This window comes from Exiguobacterium sp. A1_3_1, assembly GCF_048985645.1.
In the GTDB taxonomy this organism is placed as follows: Bacteria; Bacillota; Bacilli; order Exiguobacteriales; family Exiguobacteriaceae; genus Exiguobacterium_A; species Exiguobacterium_A indicum.
In genome coordinates this window covers 21,242-40,645 of the sequence record NZ_WBYY01000007.1, presented here as the reverse complement: position 1 = coordinate 40,645, position 19,404 = coordinate 21,242, and the positions used below count along the sequence as shown (strand labels likewise).

The window sequence follows — 19,404 nt, the reverse complement described above, 5'->3', positions numbered from 1 at the left end:
TGATCGACGCATGCCATCGATTGAACTGGTCGAAAAGGATGATCACTATGAAGCGATGCTTGTTCCGAGTTATGACCATACGTATCCTTCGACACAAATCCGGACGATCCGCTTAGCGGATATCTCCGTCAATCTGATTGTGACTCCGCAAGAAACACTGCTTGTTTCTGCGCTTTTTCATAAACCGGTTCAAGTGACGGATATTGTTTCCTGGATGCAATTGTATACGATTAGTTTTGCCCAGTCGGATGATACTGGTTATTTCGTCGAACAAGCGGATGAAATTTTAGAAGTCGTCTTGTATCAGAAACATCCGATCGTCATCGCGACACGTGGTCAGGATCGATTGTATTACGATACGACGGGGGCGATCGAGGTCCGACGGGCGATGAATGAATCGGTCGGCGAGCGTCCGTTGCTTTATTTGAATGGGGAAGCCTGGTACGGTGTTCCACGTCTGACGTTTAATCGCATGAAGGATGAGTTACACGTCAACGGCACATTTTTATATGCGGACTATATGGATGCACACCACGGAAAAATCGGTTTCTTTCGCGAGAATGATCCGTCTCAACCGATTGTTTTGCTGGTCGGTCAAGCCATCGTCGAAATTGAACTGACCGAGAATCCGGACGGTTCACGTGTCTTGATCTTGGAACAACCATACGACGAAGCATGAAAGTGCACAAAAACCGTTCAGCAGATGAACGGTTTTTGTGTGAGACCGTGAAATCCCTTACAAAATATGCGAAGATAGTAAAGAGACAGACCAAAGGGGTTGAGGGGGACATGGCGAAAGAAACACCGCGTAATTCTAAATGGATGCGTTCTTATAATCGAGCACTCGTCTTGCGACTGATCCGGATGCATCAACCGATTTCGCGGGTCGAGTTAGCACAACGGACGAACTTGACGAAGCCGACGGTATCAAACATCGTCAGTGAATTGATTGCAGAACAACTCGTGACGGAGCGAGAGCTTGGGGTATCAAATGGGGGACGAAAACCGATCATGCTCGAACTCGTCGCAACAGAGCAATACGTCATCGGCATCGATGCAACAAGTCACCAATTCATCGGTGTCGTTGCGGATTTAAGTGGGAACACGATTCATGAGTCCGAAGCCGTGGGACGCTTTGAGACGAATGAAGAACTGATTGAAGCAATCGGTCGCTTATGCGAGACCTTGATTGCACAGACAAAAGGACGGGGAACGATTCACGGAATCGGGATCTCCGTCCACGGGATGGTCAATCCGGAGACAGGTGTCATTCTTTTTGCTCCACGATTCCATCTGCATGACGTTGAGTTGAAGGTACAACTCGAAGCACGTTTTGACTATCCTGTCTTCATCGAAAATGATGTCCGGGCACTCGCTTCGTTTGAGTTATTGTTCGGTGAAGGCGTCGGGGTCGAACAATTCTTCTATCTCTATGCTGGGGAAGGGATCGGGGGTGCTTATGTGCTCGACGGACAGCTTGTCGACGGACAACATCATATTACGGGAGAGGTCGGACATATGCGCCTTGATCTCGATGGTCCGATTTGCTCGTGTGGGAACCGAGGATGTCTTGAAGCGTTGGCAGGCGAAAAAGCATTGTTACGGGATTATGCTGTCGTTGATCCACAAGTCTCGACGCTTGCTGATTTGCGCAAGCGGTTGAACGAGGGAGACGAGCAGGCGGTTCGTGCGTATGAACGGGCGGGGGAATATATCGGAATCGGTGTCTTGAATACGATTCATCTTTTGAATCCACGCCGGATTTTACTTGGGGGACCGATGTTCGAGCTCGCACCTACGATCGTTGATCAAATCAAGGAACGGGTCGAGCACACGGCGTTGACCGCTGCTTCACGTGAAACCGATGTCAAGATGGTCCCGTGGGGTGAAAAACAGGGAGCACTCAGTGCAGCGGCCCTTGCAACGAACAGTTTATTTCAAACGATTTAATGAGCCGATTCCGTGTCTTGCGAACCAGCAAGAGATGGAATCGGTTTTGTTATTCAAAAATAATTTAATGAAACCGTTTACAAATTAAAAAGTGATGTGCTATAGTCGGTGTAAAGTTAGATAATAAATTTAATTTACTAAGTTCATGGTCAACTAAGTGGAGGTGGATGCAGGTTAGCAGGGGCTAATCAAGCTGAAGCAGGAAAGGGAGGCATCGCGCAATGGAACCATACGATCCATGGGTTTCGTACCGTGAAGCTTTCGGGCGTTACGGAGCAATCCGCGGTTTTTATTTTCATCGGTCGACGCAACAGATGACAGAACAGGGTCCAGGCGATGTCCCGACAGACGAGCAGGATATCGTGCTCGTCCGACCACGACGTGACGGTGTGTTTCAATTCCGGATGTCATCGGTACAAGGGGTCCTGACGATCCGTTCATCCGAGCTACACATTCGAAAAAATGAGAGCGGATACATTGAATTACGCGCACTCATGCAACACATGCGCTCTGCCGGTTGTTTAACGCTCGGTGGGGAGTTATATCTCTTCGTCCGACCGGACGTTGATACGCTGGCGTACCGTCTTCGATTGATTGCCCGCGTATTGATTCAGCTACAGGGAATGCCGATTCAGACGAAAGTGATCGAAGAATGGTGCAAACAAGCACAAATTGAAGGGGAACACGCTAGACGATACGCTTGACTACTTACACATATAAGGGGAGCTCTTACATGAAATTCAAAAAAACGAAACTCGTTGCTGCAGCATCAGTCCTAACATTATCCGCATTCCTTGCTGCTTGTGGTGGCGAAGACGAGCAACAAACGAAAACGAAAGACGGCAAGACGATCGTCACATGGTGGGGCTGGGCGCCACAACCAGAAGCGGGGAAAGCAGTCGTTGATGCGTTCAACGAATCGCAAGACAAATACGTCGTTCAATTCAAACGCTACAGTGAAGACTATGAAAAACAATTACAAGTCGCGATGTTGTCAGGTAAGGGTCCAGACATCATCGGTCTAAAAGAACCGATGATCCAGCAGTACAAGGATCGTGTCGTACCCGTTGATTCGTACATGGATAAAGCAGCAGGCAAAGGCTGGAAAGACAAGTTCGTCGAGCTTGGAATCGAACAAACGACACTCGACGGTAAACAATATGCAGTGCCAATCGGGTTCACAGGTCAAGCGTACTTGATGTACAACAAGACGATGCTCGACAAATACGGCGTGACACCACCGAAGAACTACAAAGAAACAGTCAGTGCAGTCAAGAAGATCAAAGACTCAGGCGATAAAGTCATCCCACTCATGCTCGGAGCAAAAGATGCGTGGATCGATATCGACGTCTACAACGTCCTCAGTCACCAAGTGGCACCAGGCTACATCCAAAAAGTTCTTTCGGGTGAAGCGAAGTGGACAGACGACGAGATGGTCAAAACAGCGCAAATCTGGCAAGACCTCTTCAAGGATAAAGTCTTCCAAGAAGGTGCACTTGGTCTAGCGACGTACAATGACGGGATGAACCAATTCTTCGATAAAAAAGCAGCGATGTGGGTTATCGGTTCATGGGAAGCACACTCGATGACGACGAAAGAGAAAAAAGAAAAATGGAAAATCGATGATGAGCTCGGATTCGTTCCACTCCCGAACTTAGCAGGCGGAACAGAGCAACCCGTCATCGCATCGATCGACATGGCACTTGGTGTCAACAAAGAGTCAAAACAACAAGAAGGTGCAGCGGAGTTCATCGCCTTCATGAGCCAAGGAAAAGGACAAGAAGTCTACATGGGTGAGTTCGAGATGGCACCTGGAATCAAGGACGTCAAAGTCGATTCAGATGCTGCCTTCACATCGGAAGGTGAAAAAGAGTCGTACAAGATGTTGAACGACACATTAGCAAAAGCGGTTGCTAGCCGTGGTATCCGGGATACGAAATTAAACGATATCCTCGGTAAGGAACTTCAAAACATCGCGACAGGACAAGATCCGAAAGAAGCATTACAACGCGTTCAAGACGCAGCGGATCAATCAGCGAAATAAGACTCGACAGTGAAGTGGTACGCCTGCGTGCCACTTCCTGATTTTTGGACTTGAGGAAAGTGGGGAATCCATATGCAGACAGAGCGACAGGAATTGCCGATTAAACCAAAAGCAGAACCGCTCCAGCCGGTAGCGACACGTACGCCTGCGCCAAGGAAGAAAAAGAACATGAAGCGGAACATGGTCGGATGGGCTTTCGTTGCCCCAATCGTCTTGTTCGTCGTCAGCTTCATCTATTATGGGATCTTCTATAACGCCTATAACTCGTTCTTCTCGTGGGACGGAATCTCGTTTGACAAAGCGTTCGTCGGACTCGACAACTATGCTGAGATGTTCCAAGATCCAGACTTCTATCTCTCGCTGAAGAATACGTTCATCTTCACGATTTTAACAGTCACGATCCAAGCCGGTATCGGTCTTGTCTTGGCGTACTTCCTGCATACACCGGGACCAATGCGGACGGCGATGAAGTCGGTCTTCTTCTTCCCGGTCGTCTTGAGCCCTGTCGTACTCGGTGCGGCATTCTCACAAATCTATGATTTCCAGTTTGGTTACATCAATGAGTTCCTCCGTGCAATTGGTCTCGGTAGCCTCGAACAGAACTGGCTCGGTGACCCGGATATCGCGCTTTATTCCGTCATTGCAATCAACATCTTCCAGTGGACGGGTTCTTCAATGGTCATGTACTACATGGCGATGTTGACGATTGAGAAGGAAATCTTCGAAGCAGCAAAAATCGATGGAGCTGGATTCTTCCGGACACTGTGGAGCATCGTCTTCCCGAACTTGAAAGGAACGACGTTCACACTTTCGATCCTCGGTGTCATCGGTGGTCTGAAGACGTTTGACTTAGTCTGGATCACGACAGCCGGCGGACCGGGATCGTCGACGGAGTTCATTTCGACTTATCTATTCCGGAAATCGATGTTGCAACAGGAAGTCGGTTACTCGAGTGCTGTTGCCATCATCCTGTTGACGATTGCCTTACTCATCACGTACTTCCAATTGCGCGTACAAAAGAAAATGGATAACTAAGGAGGAACGACCCATGGATGTAGAATCTAAAAAAAGCCGCTGGATGATCAACCTTGTATTGGTGCTGGCATCAATCGTCTGGTTATTCCCGATTTTCGTCATGTTCAAAGAGAGTCTCCGAATCAATGGATTCGACAACTATATCGCGACACTGCAAAACCCGAACTTCCCAACGTTCGTCTTCAACAGTTTCTTCGTTGCCTTCTTCATGATCATCATCTCGATCACGATTCTGGCATTCGCGGCGTTCGCCTTCTCGAAACTTGAGTTTGCTGGAAAACGCCTGTTGTTCAACATGGTCTTAGCGGGTCTGATGTTACCCGTCGCTTCGATGATCGTTCCATTGTTCTTCACGCTCCGTTCGTTTGACGGACTGAACAACCACTGGGGACTGATCGGAGCGGAAGTCGCATTCTTCTTACCATTCGGTCTGATGCTCATCAAAGGGTACTTCGATGAACTACCAAACGAACTGATGGAAGCGGCGTATATCGATGGAGCGACGATTCTTGAAGTCTTCTTCAAAGTCATGCTACCACTCGCAAAACCAGCGCTCGCAACAGCTTTAATCTATGCGTTCCTTAACTCATGGAACGAATACTTGATGGTTCTTACGTTCATGACGGATCCTGCCTATCAGACAGTGACGATGGCACCAAGTTTCTTCAAAGATGCGCTCGGTGGGGATCCAGGAAAAATCTACGCGTCACTTGTTTTGATCAGTTTACCGACGATGATCTTCTATATCTTCTTCCAACGTTTCTTCCAAAAAGGAATGACGGCGGGTGCAGTAAAATAATTGTTTTTGCGTAAGGGGGAGCACAATGTATTTAGGAGTCGATTATTATCCAGAACAAACACCACGAGCACTATGGGAGGAAGACTTCCGACTGATGAAGGAACTTGGCGTCAACGTCGTTCGTCTCGCGGAATTCGCTTGGTCGATGATGGAGCCGGAAGAAGGCGTCTATGACTTCAGCTTTTGGGATGACGTCATCGAACGCTTGAGTGCGGAAGGATTCGATATCGTACTCGGGACACCAACTGCGACACCACCGGCTTGGTTATGTACGAAGTATCCAGAAATCTTACCGGTCGATGAGAACGGTGTGACGATCAGCTTTGGTGCTCGTCGCCATTATACGGTCCACAGCGAAACGTACCAGCGTCTATCCGTCAAGATCACGGAAGAAATGGCGAAACGATACGGTCAACATCCTCGTGTCATCGGGTGGCAAACGGATAATGAATACGGGCATGAGAAATCGGATCGTTCTTACGGTGATGTCGACCGCGCTGCTTTTCAGCGTTGGCTAGCGAACCGTTACGGAACGCTTGATGCCTTGAACGAAGCGTGGGGAACCGTCTTCTGGAGTCAGACGTACACGGCGTGGGAGCAAATCCCGGTACCACGTAAAGTCTATCAGGAACACAACCCATCCTTGCTCGTCGACTTCGATCGCTTCTGTGCCGAAGGCTATACGTACTACAACAAATTACAAGTTGATGTCTTACGTCGCTACATTCCAGAGGACGTCTTCATCACGCACAATCTGGTCTACAGTGACATGGCGGTCAATCAACAACAAATGGCGCAAGACCTCGATTACGTGGCGTTCGATAACTACCCAGTCTGGGGTGGACTACCGGAGCCGAACCGGTTCGAGAAGATGGCGAGCGATCACGATCTGTGCCGCTCTTCGAAGCAAGGAAAAGGGTTCTGGGTCATGGAACAGTTGAGTGGCGCACAAGGCTGGAGTAAAATCGGTTACTTGCCACGACCAGGACATATTCGCCTCTGGACGTACCAAGCGGTCGCGCGGGGAGCAGAAGCGATCGTCTACTTCCGCTTCCGGGCTGCTCATTTCGGAACAGAGGAGTTCTGTCACGGCATCATCGATCATGACGGCAAACCGAAGCGGAAATTCGAAGAGGTCAAACAAATCATGACGGAACTGAATACGTATGGCGATGAGATCAACGCGAGCCGTTATGACGCGAAAGTCGGTGTCTATTTCGATCAAGAAAACGTCTGGGCGTGGACACACCAGCCACACAGTGATGCGTTTGATTTCCGGACGGAGTTCGTCCGCTTCTATGGTGGAGCGGTTCGTCAGCAAGTCGCAACCGACATCGTCTTCCCAGGTGATGATCTATCTCGTTATAAACTGATCATCGTTCCACTCTATTTCTTAACGAATCCAACGTTCGATGATGCCTTGATTGCGTACATGGAACAAGGCGGTCACGTCATCTTCACGTACCGGACAGGCGTCAAGGATGCACGGAACCATGTCGTACCGACGACGTTACCAGGTAAGTTCGCGCCGTATGCGGGCATCGAGATCGACGAATACGAGTCACTCCAATCCGTTCAGCAACATCAGGTGACAGGCATCGGCGAGATGGCAGGACAATCCTCAACAGCCCGCCTCTGGTGTGACCTCATTACACCCACGACAGCAGAGACGCTTGCTGTTTATAAAGATACGTTCTACGAGGGTGTAGCGGCTGTGACGCGCAATGCCTATAAAGGAATGATTACCTACATCGGCTCATCGATTGATGACGCGATGATTGATACGATTTACCGTCAAGCGTTCACTGAGGCCGGCATCGAGATGATCGAGGCGCCGGATCAAGTCGAAATCGTGCGTCGTCACGGCGAAAAACGTGATTTCCTCTTCTTGATGAACCATGACACGAAAGAAACGCGGGACGTCACGTTAGACGGAACATACAAAGCATTGACAAAAGATGAGACATATCGTGGAACGGTCCAGCTCGCACCACTTGAGACACTGATTCTGACGACGTAAGGAGGAAGAGAACCATGGCAATCTTTGAAGTAGCAGGACGTCGTTTCGTCGTCGAAGGGAAACGGGTCGCTCACGTCGTGACGGTCGGTGCGAACGGTAAGCTGATTCACACCTATTTCGGTGCCAAGTTACCATACCGGGATGATTATAAAGCGTTACCGAGTCCAGTCGTCGCGCACAGTTCGTTTGAATCACCAGACGGCGTCGCGACGTACGATTTCGTACCATTCGGCGAGATGTTGTATACGGAGCCAACTTTGAAATCGGAACGAGAGGATGGACAGCGGATTCACCAGTTCCAGTTTGAGCGCTCCGAACAGACGGAAACGAAATTGACACTCTGGCTGTTTGATCCCTTGCAGGAGATGCGTGTCGGGGTTCAGTACGAAGTGTTCGCTGATTACGACATCATCGGTCGTTCGATTGTCGTTGAAAACACAGGTCGATTACCTGTTCGTTTAACAGCAGCCCAGTCCTTTGCGATGGGACGCTGGCATCAACCGAATTTAAAACTGCATCACTTCGCTGGCATGTGGACAGGTGAGTTCAAGAAACAGATCACACCAGTGACACCAGGGCGCCAGACGATTGAAAGTCGACGTGGAGTGACAAGTCACCAAGCGAACCCTTGGTTCGCACTCGAGCAGGACGCGACAGAAGATGGCGGTGAAGTCGTCTACGGACATTTTGCTTATTCCGGTAACTGGGCGATTCACGTCGAACAAGATGCGTTCGGTTTCGTTCAGCTATCAGGTGGCATGAATCCGTTTGACTTCAGTTGGAAACTATCACATCAACAACAGTTGACGACACCAACGTTCTACATCGGCTATGCGGACGGTTTCGCGGATATGAGCGCCCATGCGCATGCCTTTCAGCGTGACGTCATCATGCCACGTGCGACCGATCGTCCGGTTCTTTATAACTCATGGGAAGCGACGTATTTCGATGTCACGGAATCTGGTCAACGTGAACTCGTTGATCTGGCAGCAGGAATCGGCTGTGAACTGTTCGTCGTCGATGACGGGTGGTTCGGTGAACGCCATACCGATCAAGCGGGACTCGGTGACTGGCATGTCAATCGAGAAAAGTTCCCGAACGGTCTTCAGCCTTTGATCTCGTATGTGAAACAACAAGGGTTACAATTCGGTCTGTGGGTCGAACCGGAGATGGTCAATCCGGATTCTGATCTATACCGGGCGCATCCAGACTGGATTTACCATGCGCGCGATGCAGTCCGGACGACGTCTCGGAATCAATACGTCTTAAACCTCGGATTACCAGAAGTCGAGCAATTCATTCTCGAGATGATGGACGACTTGCTGACACGTCACGCAATCGACTACATCAAATGGGACATGAACCGCGCCTTTTCAGAACCAGGTGTTCCAAAAGACCAGACGGATCGCCAACAGGAATTATGGAAACGTCACGTCGATGCGTTGTACCGAATCTTTGATGAATTACGTCGCTTGCATCCGACGGTCGACTTTGAAGCCTGTGCAGGTGGTGGCGGACGGATTGACCTTGGAATCCTCTCACGGACGGAACAAGTCTGGACGAGTGATAACACCGATCCACTCGATCGCTTACAAATTCAGTACGACTTCTCGTATGCTTACAACGCGAAAATGATGAGCTGTTGGGTGACGGACGGACCGAACTGGTTAAATGGACGCAACGTACCGCTTGCAACACGCTTTGTCTCCTCGATGCAAGGCACACTCGGCATTGGTGGTAACTTAAGCGAATGGTCAACGGATGAACTTGCGGAAGCAAAAGGCTGGATCGAGACATATCAAGCGATTCGTCCGACGATTCAACGCGGTATCCAGTATCGCTTATCTGCTTTTACACAACAGACGCCAAGCGTCATGCAGTATACATCAGAAGAAGAAACGGTCCTACTTGCGATCGCGCCACTTCGACAATACGGAACACATCAGTATCACTTCAAGCTAAAAGGACTCGACCCAGCAATGCGTTATCAAGTCGAGGACCGGACGTTAAGCGGCGCTTACTTGATGCAGCAAGGCTTGACATTCTCATACACGACGGACTATGAAGCCCGCTGCTTGCGGATTCAGCCAGTCCACCGTGCGCTCTCACTACTCGAATCAAAGGAGACGATCGTATGACAGACCAGACGTTAGAAGAACAATTTGAACAGCGGTTTGGCTTACCGTCGACGCATCGCTTCTTTGCACCAGGACGGATCAACTTAATCGGCGAACATACGGATTACAATGGCGGTCACGTCTTTCCATGTGCGTTGACGTTCGGTACGCATGCAATCGCACGAAAACGAGACGATCAACGCTTCCGCTTCTACTCACTGAATTTCGAGCAAGACGGCATCATCGAAGTCGCGCTCGACGAACTTGCGTATGACGCGACGCACGGTTGGGCGAACTATGCGAAGGGTATGATTACAGTCTTACAGGAAGCAGGATACCGAATCGATACGGGATGTGACATCCTGATTCAAGGTGACATCCCGAACGGGGCAGGTCTTTCATCATCGGCTTCGCTTGAACTCGTCATTGGTGTCTTGCTCGATCGATTATACGGATTAGAGATTCCACGTCTTGATCTCGTCCGGTTCGGTCAACAAGTCGAAAACCGTTATATTGGCGTCAACAGTGGCATCATGGATCAATTTGCGATCGGTATGGGAAAAGCAGGAGCGGGATTGTTGCTCGATTGTGAGACGCTCGATTATACGTATGCCCCACTCGATTTGACAGGATATACGATCATCATCATGAATACGAACAAACGCCGTGAACTAGCGGATTCAAAATACAATGAACGCCGTGCAGAGTGTGAAGCAGCACTCGCTTATCTCAATCAATTCACGCCACGGGAAGCACTCGGACAATGGACGACGTCAGAATTCGCAAAAGTGGCGTGGGAAGAAGAAATCTTGATGCGTCGAGCTCGCCATGCGATTTCAGAAAATGAACGAACGCTTCAGGCGCTAGCGGCACTCGAAGCGGGAGAATTGACGACGTTCGGTCAGTTGATGAATGCGTCACACGTCTCGTTACGCGAAGATTATGAAGTGACAGGGATTGAACTCGATACACTCGTCGAAGCCGCTTGGGAGCAACCGGGCGTACTCGGCGCACGGATGACAGGTGCTGGTTTTGGTGGCTGTGCGATTGCGATCGTTGAAGACGAGGTAGTCGATGCGTTCAAACAATCTGTCGGCGAACACTATGAAGCACGGATCGGATACCCGGCGACGTTCTATACGGCGACGGTCGGTGATGGAGCACGTGAAATCGAACGGGAGGTCATCTAAATGGCAACGTTAGTCGTAGGTGGAGCTGGTTATATCGGCTCCCATGCCGTCTATCAATTGATTGATGCCGGAAAGGATGTCGTCGTCATCGACCATCTGCAATCCGGTCATCGTGAAGCGGTTCACCCGCAAGCACGTTTATATGAAGGAGATATACGCGATCGTGCTTTTCTCGATCGCGTCTTTACGGAAGAGACGATTGAACAAGTCGTTCATTTCGCTGCTTTTTCACTCGTCGGCGAGTCGATGACGGAACCATTACGCTACTTTGATAACAACGTTTACGGGACACAAGTGTTGCTCGAAGCGATGATTGCTCACGACATCAAACAAATTGTCTTCTCTTCGACGGCAGCGACATACGGTGAACAGGAACAGATGCCGATTCTCGAAACAGCGGAAACGAGTCCGACGAATGCATATGGCGAGACGAAGTTGATGATGGAGAAGATGATGCGCTGGTCTGAACAAGCGTATGGCTTACGTTACGTTGCGTTACGTTACTTCAATGTCGCCGGTGCGCGTACAACGGGGGAAATCGGAGAAGACCATACACCAGAAACACATTTGATTCCGCTCGTCCTTGAAGTCGCCAACCGACAACGGGCAGAAATTTCGATCTATGGCGATGATTATCCAACGCCGGATGGCACATGCATTCGTGATTACATCCATGTCGAGGACTTAATTGACGCACATGTGCGGGCACTTGATTATTTAGCTGATGGAAACGAGAGTACGGTCTTTAACCTCGGTTCAAGCCAAGGATTTTCCGTGCGGGAAATCATCGAGGCAGCCCGTCGCGTGACAGGACATCCGATTCCAGAACGAATCATTGAACGTCGTGCAGGGGATCCGAGTATCTTAATCGCTGGATCCGCCAAAGCAAAAGAAGTTCTCGGCTGGATACCACAACGCACCGATATCGAAACGATCATCCGTGATGCTTGGAATTGGCATGCGCACAACCCAGAAGGATACCGGACGAGCGTTCGTTAATAGAGAGACAGAAAGAGGAGAGTGACGGCGATGAATGAACTCATCCAACAGTTAGTAGCACAAGCGATCCAGGAACGCTTGATTGAACCGGAAGATGCGATCTATGCCCGAAATCGAATTCTAGCACAAATTGGTCAAGCCGATTATGAAGAACAGGCAGACGTACCATCACGTCCAATTCCGGATATTTTGGACGACATGATTGAAGTGTTGATCACAAGCGGACAGCTACCGGCGCGCCTTGAGGATAAAGAACAGTTTGCTGCAGACGTGATGGATGTCTTCGTCGCCCGTCCGTCTGACGTGACAGCGACATTCCGGCGTCTGTACGCTGAATCACCAGTAGCGGCGACGGATTACTTTTATCAACTCAGCCAAGCGAGTAACTACATCCAAACAAAACGAATTGCTAAGAATAAACGCTATCAAGCGGATACGGCTTACGGGACGATTGATGTCACGATCAACTTATCGAAGCCGGAAAAAGATCCACGTGAAATCGCAGCAGCTCGGACGGAGGCACCAACGGCGTCGAACTATCCAACGTGTCTGTTGTGCGTCGAAAACGTTGGCTACGCGGGGCGTGCGAATCATCCAGCCCGTGCGAACCACCGGATTGTTCCGTTGACACTGACGGAAGAATCGTGGGCATTGCAGTATTCACCATACGTCTATTACAACGAACATAGCATCATCTTGTCGCAGGAACATCGTGACATGGTCATTAATCGGGATGCGTTTGCACGTCTGCTCGCCTTCGTCGAGCAGTTCCCACATTACTTTGCTGGTTCGAATGCGGACCTGCCGATCGTCGGTGGATCGATTCTGACGCATGATCATTATCAAGGTGGACGCTATACGTTTGCGATGGACCGGGCAAACGCATTAACATCCTTTACGTTCCCGGATCAGCCGACAGTCACTGGCGAAACCTTACACTGGCCACTGAGTGTGTTGCGTCTGAAGAGTGAAGATGCGTCGGCACTACTCGATACTGCGACGACCGTTTATGAGACGTGGTTGACGTATACGGATGAGAGCCAAGAGATCCGTTCACATACCGGTGAGACGCGACACAATACGGTGACGCCGATCGCCCGTCAACGTGATGGACAATTCGAGCTCGATCTCGTCTTACGGAACAACCGGACGTCAGCAGAACATCCGGACGGTATTTTCCATACGCATGCCGATATTCACCACATCAAACGGGAAAATATCGGTTTGATCGAAGTGATGGGACTGGCAGTCTTACCGGCACGCCTGCTTCAAGAGTTGCAACAGGTCGAACAGTTCATCACAGGTGAAGTCGACGAAGTGGCAGTCGCGCATGCTGACTGGGCGCAAGAACTAAAACAAGCGTATGACGGTCAAGATGTCACGATGTACGTCGAGCAAGCGGTCGCTGCGAAATTCGTACGTGGTCTCGAGGACTGTGGCGTCTTTAAACAGACGGAAGCAGGTCAGGCGGCGTTCGGACGATTCGTTCAACTCGTGACGCGCCAACCGGTGGAGGAACAACGATGACACAACTACTTGAGAAAGAGTTGATCCGACATACGTTACGCCAGGAAGGCATCGAAGTGACACTCTGGAACTACGGCGGCATCATCCAAGATATCCGGACGACTGATCGGGAGGGGCATTTGGAAAGTGTCGTCCTCGGTCTTGAAACGGTGAAAGATTATCAACAGCATTCGCCTTACTTCGGGGCAATCGTCGGACGCGTCGCTGGTCGAATCGGACAAGCACGCTTCGAAGTAGCGGGAGAGGTTTATCCGCTAGTCGCAAACGACGGTGCGAATCATCTGCATGGGGGGATTCACGGATTCGATCAAGCATGGTTCGATGTCATTGAAGCGACGGATACATTGTTCCATTTGCGCTTGAACAGTCCGGATGGAGAAGAAGGTTATCCGGGAACGGTCACACTCGACGTGTATTATCGATTAGAGGGAACGACACTGACGCTTGAGATGACGGCCGTGACGGATCAGACGACACCCCTCAATCTGACGAATCATACGTACTTCAACTTATCGGGAAATGCGAAGCGGGATGTGTTGGATCATGTCTTGACGTTACCAAGCGACTGCTACTTACCGGTCCAGCCAGACGGCTTGCCGACAGGGGAACAACGGGACGTCTCCGGAACCCCGTTCGATTTCCGAAACGGTCAGTCGATTCGTGACGGGATTACGCTTGAGCATCCCGAGACGATTGCAGTTGGAAACGGCTATGATCATCCCTTCGTATTACGGGATGACATACTTCGACTTGAAGATCCGGTGTCCGGTCGTTTCGTCGACGTGACAACGAATCAGCCGGCGGTCGTGCTCTATACTGGAACGCAACTGCTGACTGATTATACGGTTCATGGTGTTCCGGCTCGACCATCACTTGGTCTATGCCTTGAAGCACAAGTCCATCCGAATGCAGTCCATGAATCTGCTTTTCCATCAATCTTGTTGTCACCCGGTGAGACCTATCACTGGAAAACAGCTTATCGCTTTGGTGTAGTGTCTTAATGGATTCGAAGAAGAAGCCCCATTTTCCATGTTCGGTTGGACAGGAAAGTGGGGCTTTTTGTGTATAGAAGGAAATCGGGAAGAAAAGTGCGAAAGGTGATACTAAACCACAATGAAAGGAGGGCTTTCCATGCAGTATGCCGCTACTCCTTGTCTCGTTTTTGCGGGACAAGCCAAGCAGGCGATCGTGTACTACGAAAACGTATTTGCGATGACACGTCGGCGTATCATAATGGATGAAGCAGGAGATACCGTCTACCACGCGCATTTATCCAATGGGGCGTTTGAATTGATGCTCTGGGACGAGAGTGACGCACCGAATACCTCTTCTTCGCTCCATCTGTTGTTGACTTTTACGTCGCTTGAAGAGCTCGAGCAAGTGTATCTGCAATTAACGACAGACGGTCAAATCGTCACACCCCTTGCGGTAGCAGACTTTGGAGGTTGGTATGCGCAAGTCCGCGACCCGTTCGGGATTCTGTTCGCTCTATCTTTCAGCGAAGGGGGACGAGAATTAGAGGCGTTGCTCGAGCGCGAGTAGTGTACGCTTCATATTCAGACCACCATGATAGCCGAGCAGATCGCCTTTTTTGCCGATGATCCGGTGACATGGGATCGCGAGCAGTAATCGGTTTTTTCCGATTGCTGTGCCAATCGCGCGAGTCGCGTTCGGTCGAAAGAGACGTTCCGCGATATCGGAGTAGGTGGCGGTTTGACCGTACGGAACCGCGCGTAAAGCATGCCAGACTTCAAGTTGAAACGGGGTACCGACTGGTGCGATTGGAAAGGACAGTGTCGTCGACTGCTGATTCAGATAAGCCAGTAGCTGCTCCGTATACGGAGCAAGCGCGGTGTCAGAAGCAACCCGCTCGGCTCGGGGGAAGTGTTTCCGCGACCAGTCGTCGAATAAATCCTCCGGTTCATCCCAAGCGCCGACATAACAGAGACCATCTGCTGTAGCAGCGACCGGAAACGTATGCGTATTCCAGTGCAAACGAGTGAAGTACAGTTCCATGACATGTTTTCCTTTCTACGCGAAATGAAGTGATGAATCCAAAAGAGGTGCTTCTGACGCAGAGGCACCTTTTTTGGATTACGCGCGCGAACCGACTTGTTGACGTGGTGGAAGATGGATCGATTGACCAAATAAGGCTTCCATCGATTCCGTCAAGGCTTCGCTTCGACTCGGATGGGCCATGACAGGGAAGAGGAGATCCTCCCGTTTTGCTGTCAGTTCCAGCGCTTGGGTGAATTGTCCGACGAGACGATGAGCATCGTCCCCGATCATGTGAATACCAAGGATCAGTGATGTCTGCTCGTCAGCGATGACCTTGACGAACCCACTGCCACCTTCGATCGTAGTCGCTCCGTTTGCATTCAGCGGGAACTGTCCGCTCTGAACAGCATGTCCGGCTTCGACCGCTTCTTGTTCTGTCATCCCGACCGAAGCAATCGGTGGGAAGGTCCGTAGAACCGTCGGGTAATACGGTGTCGTTGAATCGACGTCTTGACCAGACAAGTGAGCTGCCGTTCGCTTCGCTTCATGAATCGCACGGATGGCGAGCTGTGGACCTGGTGTCACATCACCGATTGCGTAAATATGCGGTTGATTCGTTCGTCCAGTTGCGTCAACTGGAATCGTCCCGTCTTCTGCAAGCGTCACACCGATCCGTTCGAGACCGAGTGTCAAACTGTTCGGGATCCGGGAAAGAGACTGGAACAGATAGGCACCCTGATAGGCGACTTCTTCTCCGTTTTTCATGACGGTGACGGTCGCGTCCGATGAAGCCTCGATACGTGTCACGACATCCGACACGAGACGGATTTTTTGTTTTTTGAATGTCCGCTTCAGTTCCTTTTCAAGGCTAGGTTCGAGTGACAATTGATCCGCGAACAACGTCACCTCTGTCCCAAGTGCATGGAAACAGGCGGCCGCTTCGAGTGCTAACGTGTCAGATCCAATGATCAATAAGCTCTCTGGTAGTTGCTCGAGTTGATAAAGCTGTTCGGCATTCAAACGGCACGCTTCCTCGTGCTGGATGCTGTGACTACCGGTCGCAATGATAACGTCTTGAAATCGGTACGTATCGAACTGATGTCCCGATTCGACGCCGATCCGGTCCTCTGACAGGAAGGAGGCTGCACCAGAGATATGCTCAATCTGGTTCGCCTGACAGAGGGCGACCACTCCTTGACGTAATTGCTGCACGACACGATTTCGGTAAGCATTCAGTTTGCTGAAATCATGGACAGCAGAAGTGTTGAATCCAAGGTCTTCAAGATGCGGCAAGCGTAACATCTCTTCTGCCGCATGCGCATAGACCTTGGACGGGATACAGCCTCGGTTCAGACAAAGTCCACCGAGTTCAGCTTGTTCAATCAATGTAACGTTTCGACCGCCTTGTGCAGCACGGATCGCTGCCGTATAACCTGCGGGACCTCCACCGATGATCAGAAGATCCCGTTCTTGTGTAAGTTCGCCAACAACCATGTTAGATCAACTCCAGAAGTAGGGTAGTCGGATGTTCAATCAGTGACACGAATCGGTTCGTAAAGGCAACAGCCGTTGCCCCGTCTGCGACACGATGATCGAACGACATCGACAAATTCATCATCGAGCGAACGACGATTTGATCGTTCTCGTCGACACAGGCTCGTTTTTTCGTCTTATGGAAGGCAATCAGTGCTGTCTCCGGATAGTTGATGATCGGTGTTGCTCCCGTACTGCCGAGCGGACCGACATTACTCATCGTAAAAGTGCTTGTTTTTAAATCCGCTGCGCGCAAGGCACCGTTTTGAGCACGTTGTTGCAACGCGACCAATTGTTCATGCAGTTCCGTCAGTGAGAGCTGATCGGCATGACGGATGACCGGAACCATCAACCCGTCCGGTGTTTCGGTTGCCATGCCAAAGTGGAAATCCTGCTCTAATCGAATACATGCATTTGCTTCATCGAGTTTGGCATGAAAGACAGGATACTCTTTTAAGGCAACAATCAAGGCTTTAATGAAGAAGGCGTTGACGTTGATGTTTCGTCCAGCTGCTTTCCATTCGGCACGTAGTGCAAGCAAACGCGTCATATCGACTTCTTCGAAGTGAGTGACATGGGGAATCGTGTACAGCGACCGGGTCATTTTTTTCGCGATTTGCTTGCGAATGCCGCGGAACGGAATCGTTTCCGGTGAGGTCTCTTGGTACGTGACCTCTTCAATGATCGGCGCAACTGATTCTTGTGGAGCAGTAGCAGTCTGGACGAAGCGAAGCACATCGTCCTCCGAGACTCGACCTGATGGATCGGAAGCCGTGACAGTTTCGATATCAATCCCGTGATCACGAGCGATTTTTCGTGTATATGGTGTCGCAAGGACCCGTTTTGCTGGAGAAACTTGAAAAGGTGGGGCGGTGACAGCAACCGATGCTGGTTCAGGAGCGGGCGACGCTTCAGGTGTTACCGCGACCGGCATGTCGGAAGCGTTACTTGCTTCGATGTGCAATAACGTCGTACCGACTTGCACCGTCTGACCGACCGGGATGATGATTTCCTTGACGATTCCGGAGACGGGAGCCGGTAGTTCGGCGACCATCTTATCGGTCGCGACCTCGACGACCGGTTGATCCGTCGTGACATGGTCTCCGACTTGAACGAGATAATGGGCGATTTCACCTTCTGTCATTCCTTCACCGACATCATGCAATTTAACTTCGATCATGGCATTCAGCTCCTTAAAACTCGACCGTACGCTGAATCGTCGCAAGGACACGTTCTGGCGTCGGAATGTAATGGTCTTCTAGGGCGAACAGTGGAACCGGAACATCAAAACCGGTCACGCGGGCAATCGGTGCCCGTAAATAAAGAAACGCCGTATCATTAATCAACGTCACGAGATCATTACCGAGACCACCCATTGCTGCGGCTTCATGCACGATGACGGCACGACCGGTCTTTTGAACGGAAGCAGCGATCGTTTCCCGGTCGAGCGGATAAAGCGTTCGTAAGTCGAGGACTTCGCAAGAGATACCGCGTTCCTTTGCAGCAGTTGCTGCCTTTTGGGCTACTTGAACCATTGCTCCCCAGGCGATCAACGTCACGTCCGTCCCTTCGCTGACGCAGCGCGCTTTTCCGATCTCAACGGTATACGATTCGCTCGGTACGACTTCTTTGAATGAGCGGTAACTGCGCATCGACTCAAGGAACAACACGGGATCTGGATCTTCAATCGCAGCAATCAATAACCCTTTTGCATCGTATGGCGTCGCCGGGCAGACAACCTTGAGACCAGGCATCGATGTAAAGAGTGCTTCTGTGCTGTCGGAATGGATTTCCGGTGCCCGGATGCCGGCACCATAAGGCGCACGAATGACCATCGGCACACTGTACCGTCCCATCGTTCGCATCCGGATCCGGGAGACGTGCGTCATGATTTGTTCATAGGCAGGGTAGATGAAGCCGAGAAATTGAATCTCGACGATCGGTTTAAAGCCATTGATGGCAAGACCGATCGACGTACCGACGATGCCGGCTTCACTGAGCGGTGTATCGACGATCCGGTCTTCCCCGAACTCTTCCTGTAAGCCGTCCGTCGCTCGGAAGACACCACCGTTTTTTCCGACGTCTTCTCCAAGGACGAGGGTTGTCTCATCCTCCGACAATTTTGTCCGCAGGGCATCCGTGACAGCTTGAACGAGTGTCATCTCTGTTTGACGATTGATTGGTGTTGCCAT

The 19,404-nt window shown here is 50.6% G+C and carries 17 protein-coding genes; 13 read left to right on the top strand and 4 right to left on the bottom strand.

The window, feature by feature from the left end:
* The 13 genes from F8N00_RS01805 to F8N00_RS01745 form a co-directional block, all read left to right on the top strand.
* Window positions 1–679 (top strand): hypothetical protein (locus tag F8N00_RS01805; protein ID WP_421017640.1); only part of this gene is annotated, 679 nt, incomplete at its 5' end.
* Window positions 680–789: 110 nt separating this feature from the next.
* On the top strand, window positions 790–1,950 hold the full coding sequence (locus F8N00_RS01800; RefSeq protein WP_023466966.1) for an ROK family transcriptional regulator: 1,161 nt from the start codon (window positions 790–792) through the stop codon (window positions 1,948–1,950).
* Between the two features lie 221 nt (window positions 1,951–2,171).
* Window positions 2,172–2,654 (top strand): hypothetical protein, encoded by a 483-nt coding sequence (locus F8N00_RS01795; RefSeq protein ID WP_050678941.1) that lies wholly within the window; start codon window positions 2,172–2,174, stop codon window positions 2,652–2,654.
* 29 nt (window positions 2,655–2,683) lie between these two features.
* Window positions 2,684–3,994, top strand: a complete 1,311-nt coding sequence (locus F8N00_RS01790) for an ABC transporter substrate-binding protein (protein ID WP_050678942.1) — start codon at window positions 2,684–2,686, stop codon at window positions 3,992–3,994.
* Between the two features lie 72 nt (window positions 3,995–4,066).
* A complete protein-coding gene (locus tag F8N00_RS01785) occupies window positions 4,067–5,029 on the top strand; it encodes a carbohydrate ABC transporter permease (RefSeq protein WP_029343340.1) in 963 nt (320 codons plus the stop codon).
* Window positions 5,030–5,042: 13 nt separating this feature from the next.
* Complete coding sequence (locus F8N00_RS01780) at window positions 5,043–5,828, top strand: carbohydrate ABC transporter permease (protein WP_023466970.1); 786 nt, start codon at window positions 5,043–5,045, stop codon at window positions 5,826–5,828.
* A 25-nt stretch (window positions 5,829–5,853) separates the two neighbouring features.
* Window positions 5,854–7,848, top strand: a complete 1,995-nt coding sequence (locus tag F8N00_RS01775) for a beta-galactosidase (RefSeq protein ID WP_421017639.1) — start codon at window positions 5,854–5,856, stop codon at window positions 7,846–7,848.
* Window positions 7,849–7,862: 14 nt separating this feature from the next.
* Window positions 7,863–9,986 (top strand): alpha-galactosidase, encoded by a 2,124-nt coding sequence (locus F8N00_RS01770; RefSeq protein WP_035399050.1) that lies wholly within the window; start codon window positions 7,863–7,865, stop codon window positions 9,984–9,986.
* Window positions 9,983–11,155 carry a galactokinase gene (locus F8N00_RS01765; RefSeq protein WP_035399048.1) on the top strand — a complete coding sequence of 391 codons (1,173 nt, stop codon included), beginning with the start codon at window positions 9,983–9,985 and terminating at the stop codon, window positions 11,153–11,155. Before F8N00_RS01770 ends, F8N00_RS01765 begins: the two co-directional genes overlap by 4 nt.
* Complete coding sequence (gene galE, locus F8N00_RS01760) at window positions 11,156–12,154, top strand: UDP-glucose 4-epimerase GalE (protein ID WP_421017638.1); 999 nt, start codon at window positions 11,156–11,158, stop codon at window positions 12,152–12,154.
* A 30-nt stretch (window positions 12,155–12,184) separates the two neighbouring features.
* Window positions 12,185–13,681: a UDP-glucose--hexose-1-phosphate uridylyltransferase gene (locus tag F8N00_RS01755; protein ID WP_421017637.1), complete on the top strand. Its 1,497-nt coding sequence runs from the start codon at window positions 12,185–12,187 to the stop codon at window positions 13,679–13,681.
* Window positions 13,678–14,682: an aldose epimerase family protein gene (locus tag F8N00_RS01750; RefSeq protein WP_421017636.1), complete on the top strand. Its 1,005-nt coding sequence runs from the start codon at window positions 13,678–13,680 to the stop codon at window positions 14,680–14,682. Before F8N00_RS01755 ends, F8N00_RS01750 begins: the two co-directional genes overlap by 4 nt.
* 130 nt (window positions 14,683–14,812) lie before the next feature.
* The gene (locus F8N00_RS01745) at window positions 14,813–15,223 is read left to right on the top strand and encodes a VOC family protein (protein WP_421017635.1); all 411 of its coding nucleotides are present in this window, start codon (window positions 14,813–14,815) and stop codon (window positions 15,221–15,223) included.
* Here the strand turns inward: F8N00_RS01745 and F8N00_RS01740 are convergent.
* The 4 genes from F8N00_RS01740 to F8N00_RS01725 all read right to left on the bottom strand — a co-directional run bounded on the left by F8N00_RS01740 (window position 15,197) and on the right by F8N00_RS01725 (window position 19,404).
* Window positions 15,197–15,697, bottom strand: a complete 501-nt coding sequence (locus F8N00_RS01740) for a methylated-DNA--[protein]-cysteine S-methyltransferase (RefSeq protein WP_058265562.1) — start codon at window positions 15,695–15,697, stop codon at window positions 15,197–15,199. The genes F8N00_RS01745 and F8N00_RS01740 overlap by 27 nt on opposite strands.
* Window positions 15,698–15,775: 78 nt before the next feature.
* Complete coding sequence (locus F8N00_RS01735) at window positions 15,776–17,173, bottom strand: dihydrolipoyl dehydrogenase family protein (protein WP_058714020.1); 1,398 nt, start codon at window positions 17,171–17,173, stop codon at window positions 15,776–15,778.
* Window position 17,174: 1 nt separating this feature from the next.
* Window positions 17,175–18,392, bottom strand: a complete 1,218-nt coding sequence (locus F8N00_RS01730; RefSeq protein WP_421017634.1) for a dihydrolipoamide acetyltransferase family protein — start codon at window positions 18,390–18,392, stop codon at window positions 17,175–17,177.
* Between the two features lie 13 nt (window positions 18,393–18,405).
* A complete protein-coding gene (locus F8N00_RS01725; RefSeq protein ID WP_421017633.1) occupies window positions 18,406–19,404 on the bottom strand; it encodes an alpha-ketoacid dehydrogenase subunit beta in 999 nt (332 codons plus the stop codon).

Bases quoted from the DNA above. Each gene is read 5' to 3' on its own strand.
- F8N00_RS01755 (WP_421017637.1), top strand. From the start codon at position 12,185: ATGAATGAACTCATCCAACAGTTAGTAGCACAAGCGATCCAGGAACGC.
- F8N00_RS01795 (WP_050678941.1), top strand. From the start codon at position 2,172: ATGGAACCATACGATCCATGGGTTTCGTACCGTGAAGCTTTCGGGCGT.
- F8N00_RS01780 (WP_023466970.1), top strand. From the start codon at position 5,043: ATGGATGTAGAATCTAAAAAAAGCCGCTGGATGATCAACCTTGTATTG.
- F8N00_RS01735 (WP_058714020.1), bottom strand. From the start codon at position 17,173: ATGGTTGTTGGCGAACTTACACAAGAACGGGATCTTCTGATCATCGGT.
- F8N00_RS01785 (WP_029343340.1), top strand. From the start codon at position 4,067: ATGCAGACAGAGCGACAGGAATTGCCGATTAAACCAAAAGCAGAACCG.
- F8N00_RS01800 (WP_023466966.1), top strand. From the start codon at position 790: ATGGCGAAAGAAACACCGCGTAATTCTAAATGGATGCGTTCTTATAAT.
- F8N00_RS01740 (WP_058265562.1), bottom strand. From the start codon at position 15,697: ATGGAACTGTACTTCACTCGTTTGCACTGGAATACGCATACGTTTCCG.
- galE (WP_421017638.1), top strand. From the start codon at position 11,156: ATGGCAACGTTAGTCGTAGGTGGAGCTGGTTATATCGGCTCCCATGCC.
- F8N00_RS01745 (WP_421017635.1), top strand. From the start codon at position 14,813: ATGCAGTATGCCGCTACTCCTTGTCTCGTTTTTGCGGGACAAGCCAAG.
- F8N00_RS01765 (WP_035399048.1), top strand. From the start codon at position 9,983: ATGACAGACCAGACGTTAGAAGAACAATTTGAACAGCGGTTTGGCTTA.
- F8N00_RS01770 (WP_035399050.1), top strand. From the start codon at position 7,863: ATGGCAATCTTTGAAGTAGCAGGACGTCGTTTCGTCGTCGAAGGGAAA.
- F8N00_RS01775 (WP_421017639.1), top strand. From the start codon at position 5,854: ATGTATTTAGGAGTCGATTATTATCCAGAACAAACACCACGAGCACTA.
- F8N00_RS01750 (WP_421017636.1), top strand. From the start codon at position 13,678: ATGACACAACTACTTGAGAAAGAGTTGATCCGACATACGTTACGCCAG.
- F8N00_RS01730 (WP_421017634.1), bottom strand. From the start codon at position 18,392: ATGATCGAAGTTAAATTGCATGATGTCGGTGAAGGAATGACAGAAGGT.
- F8N00_RS01790 (WP_050678942.1), top strand. From the start codon at position 2,684: ATGAAATTCAAAAAAACGAAACTCGTTGCTGCAGCATCAGTCCTAACA.
- F8N00_RS01725 (WP_421017633.1), bottom strand. From the start codon at position 19,404: ATGGCAACACCAATCAATCGTCAAACAGAGATGACACTCGTTCAAGCT.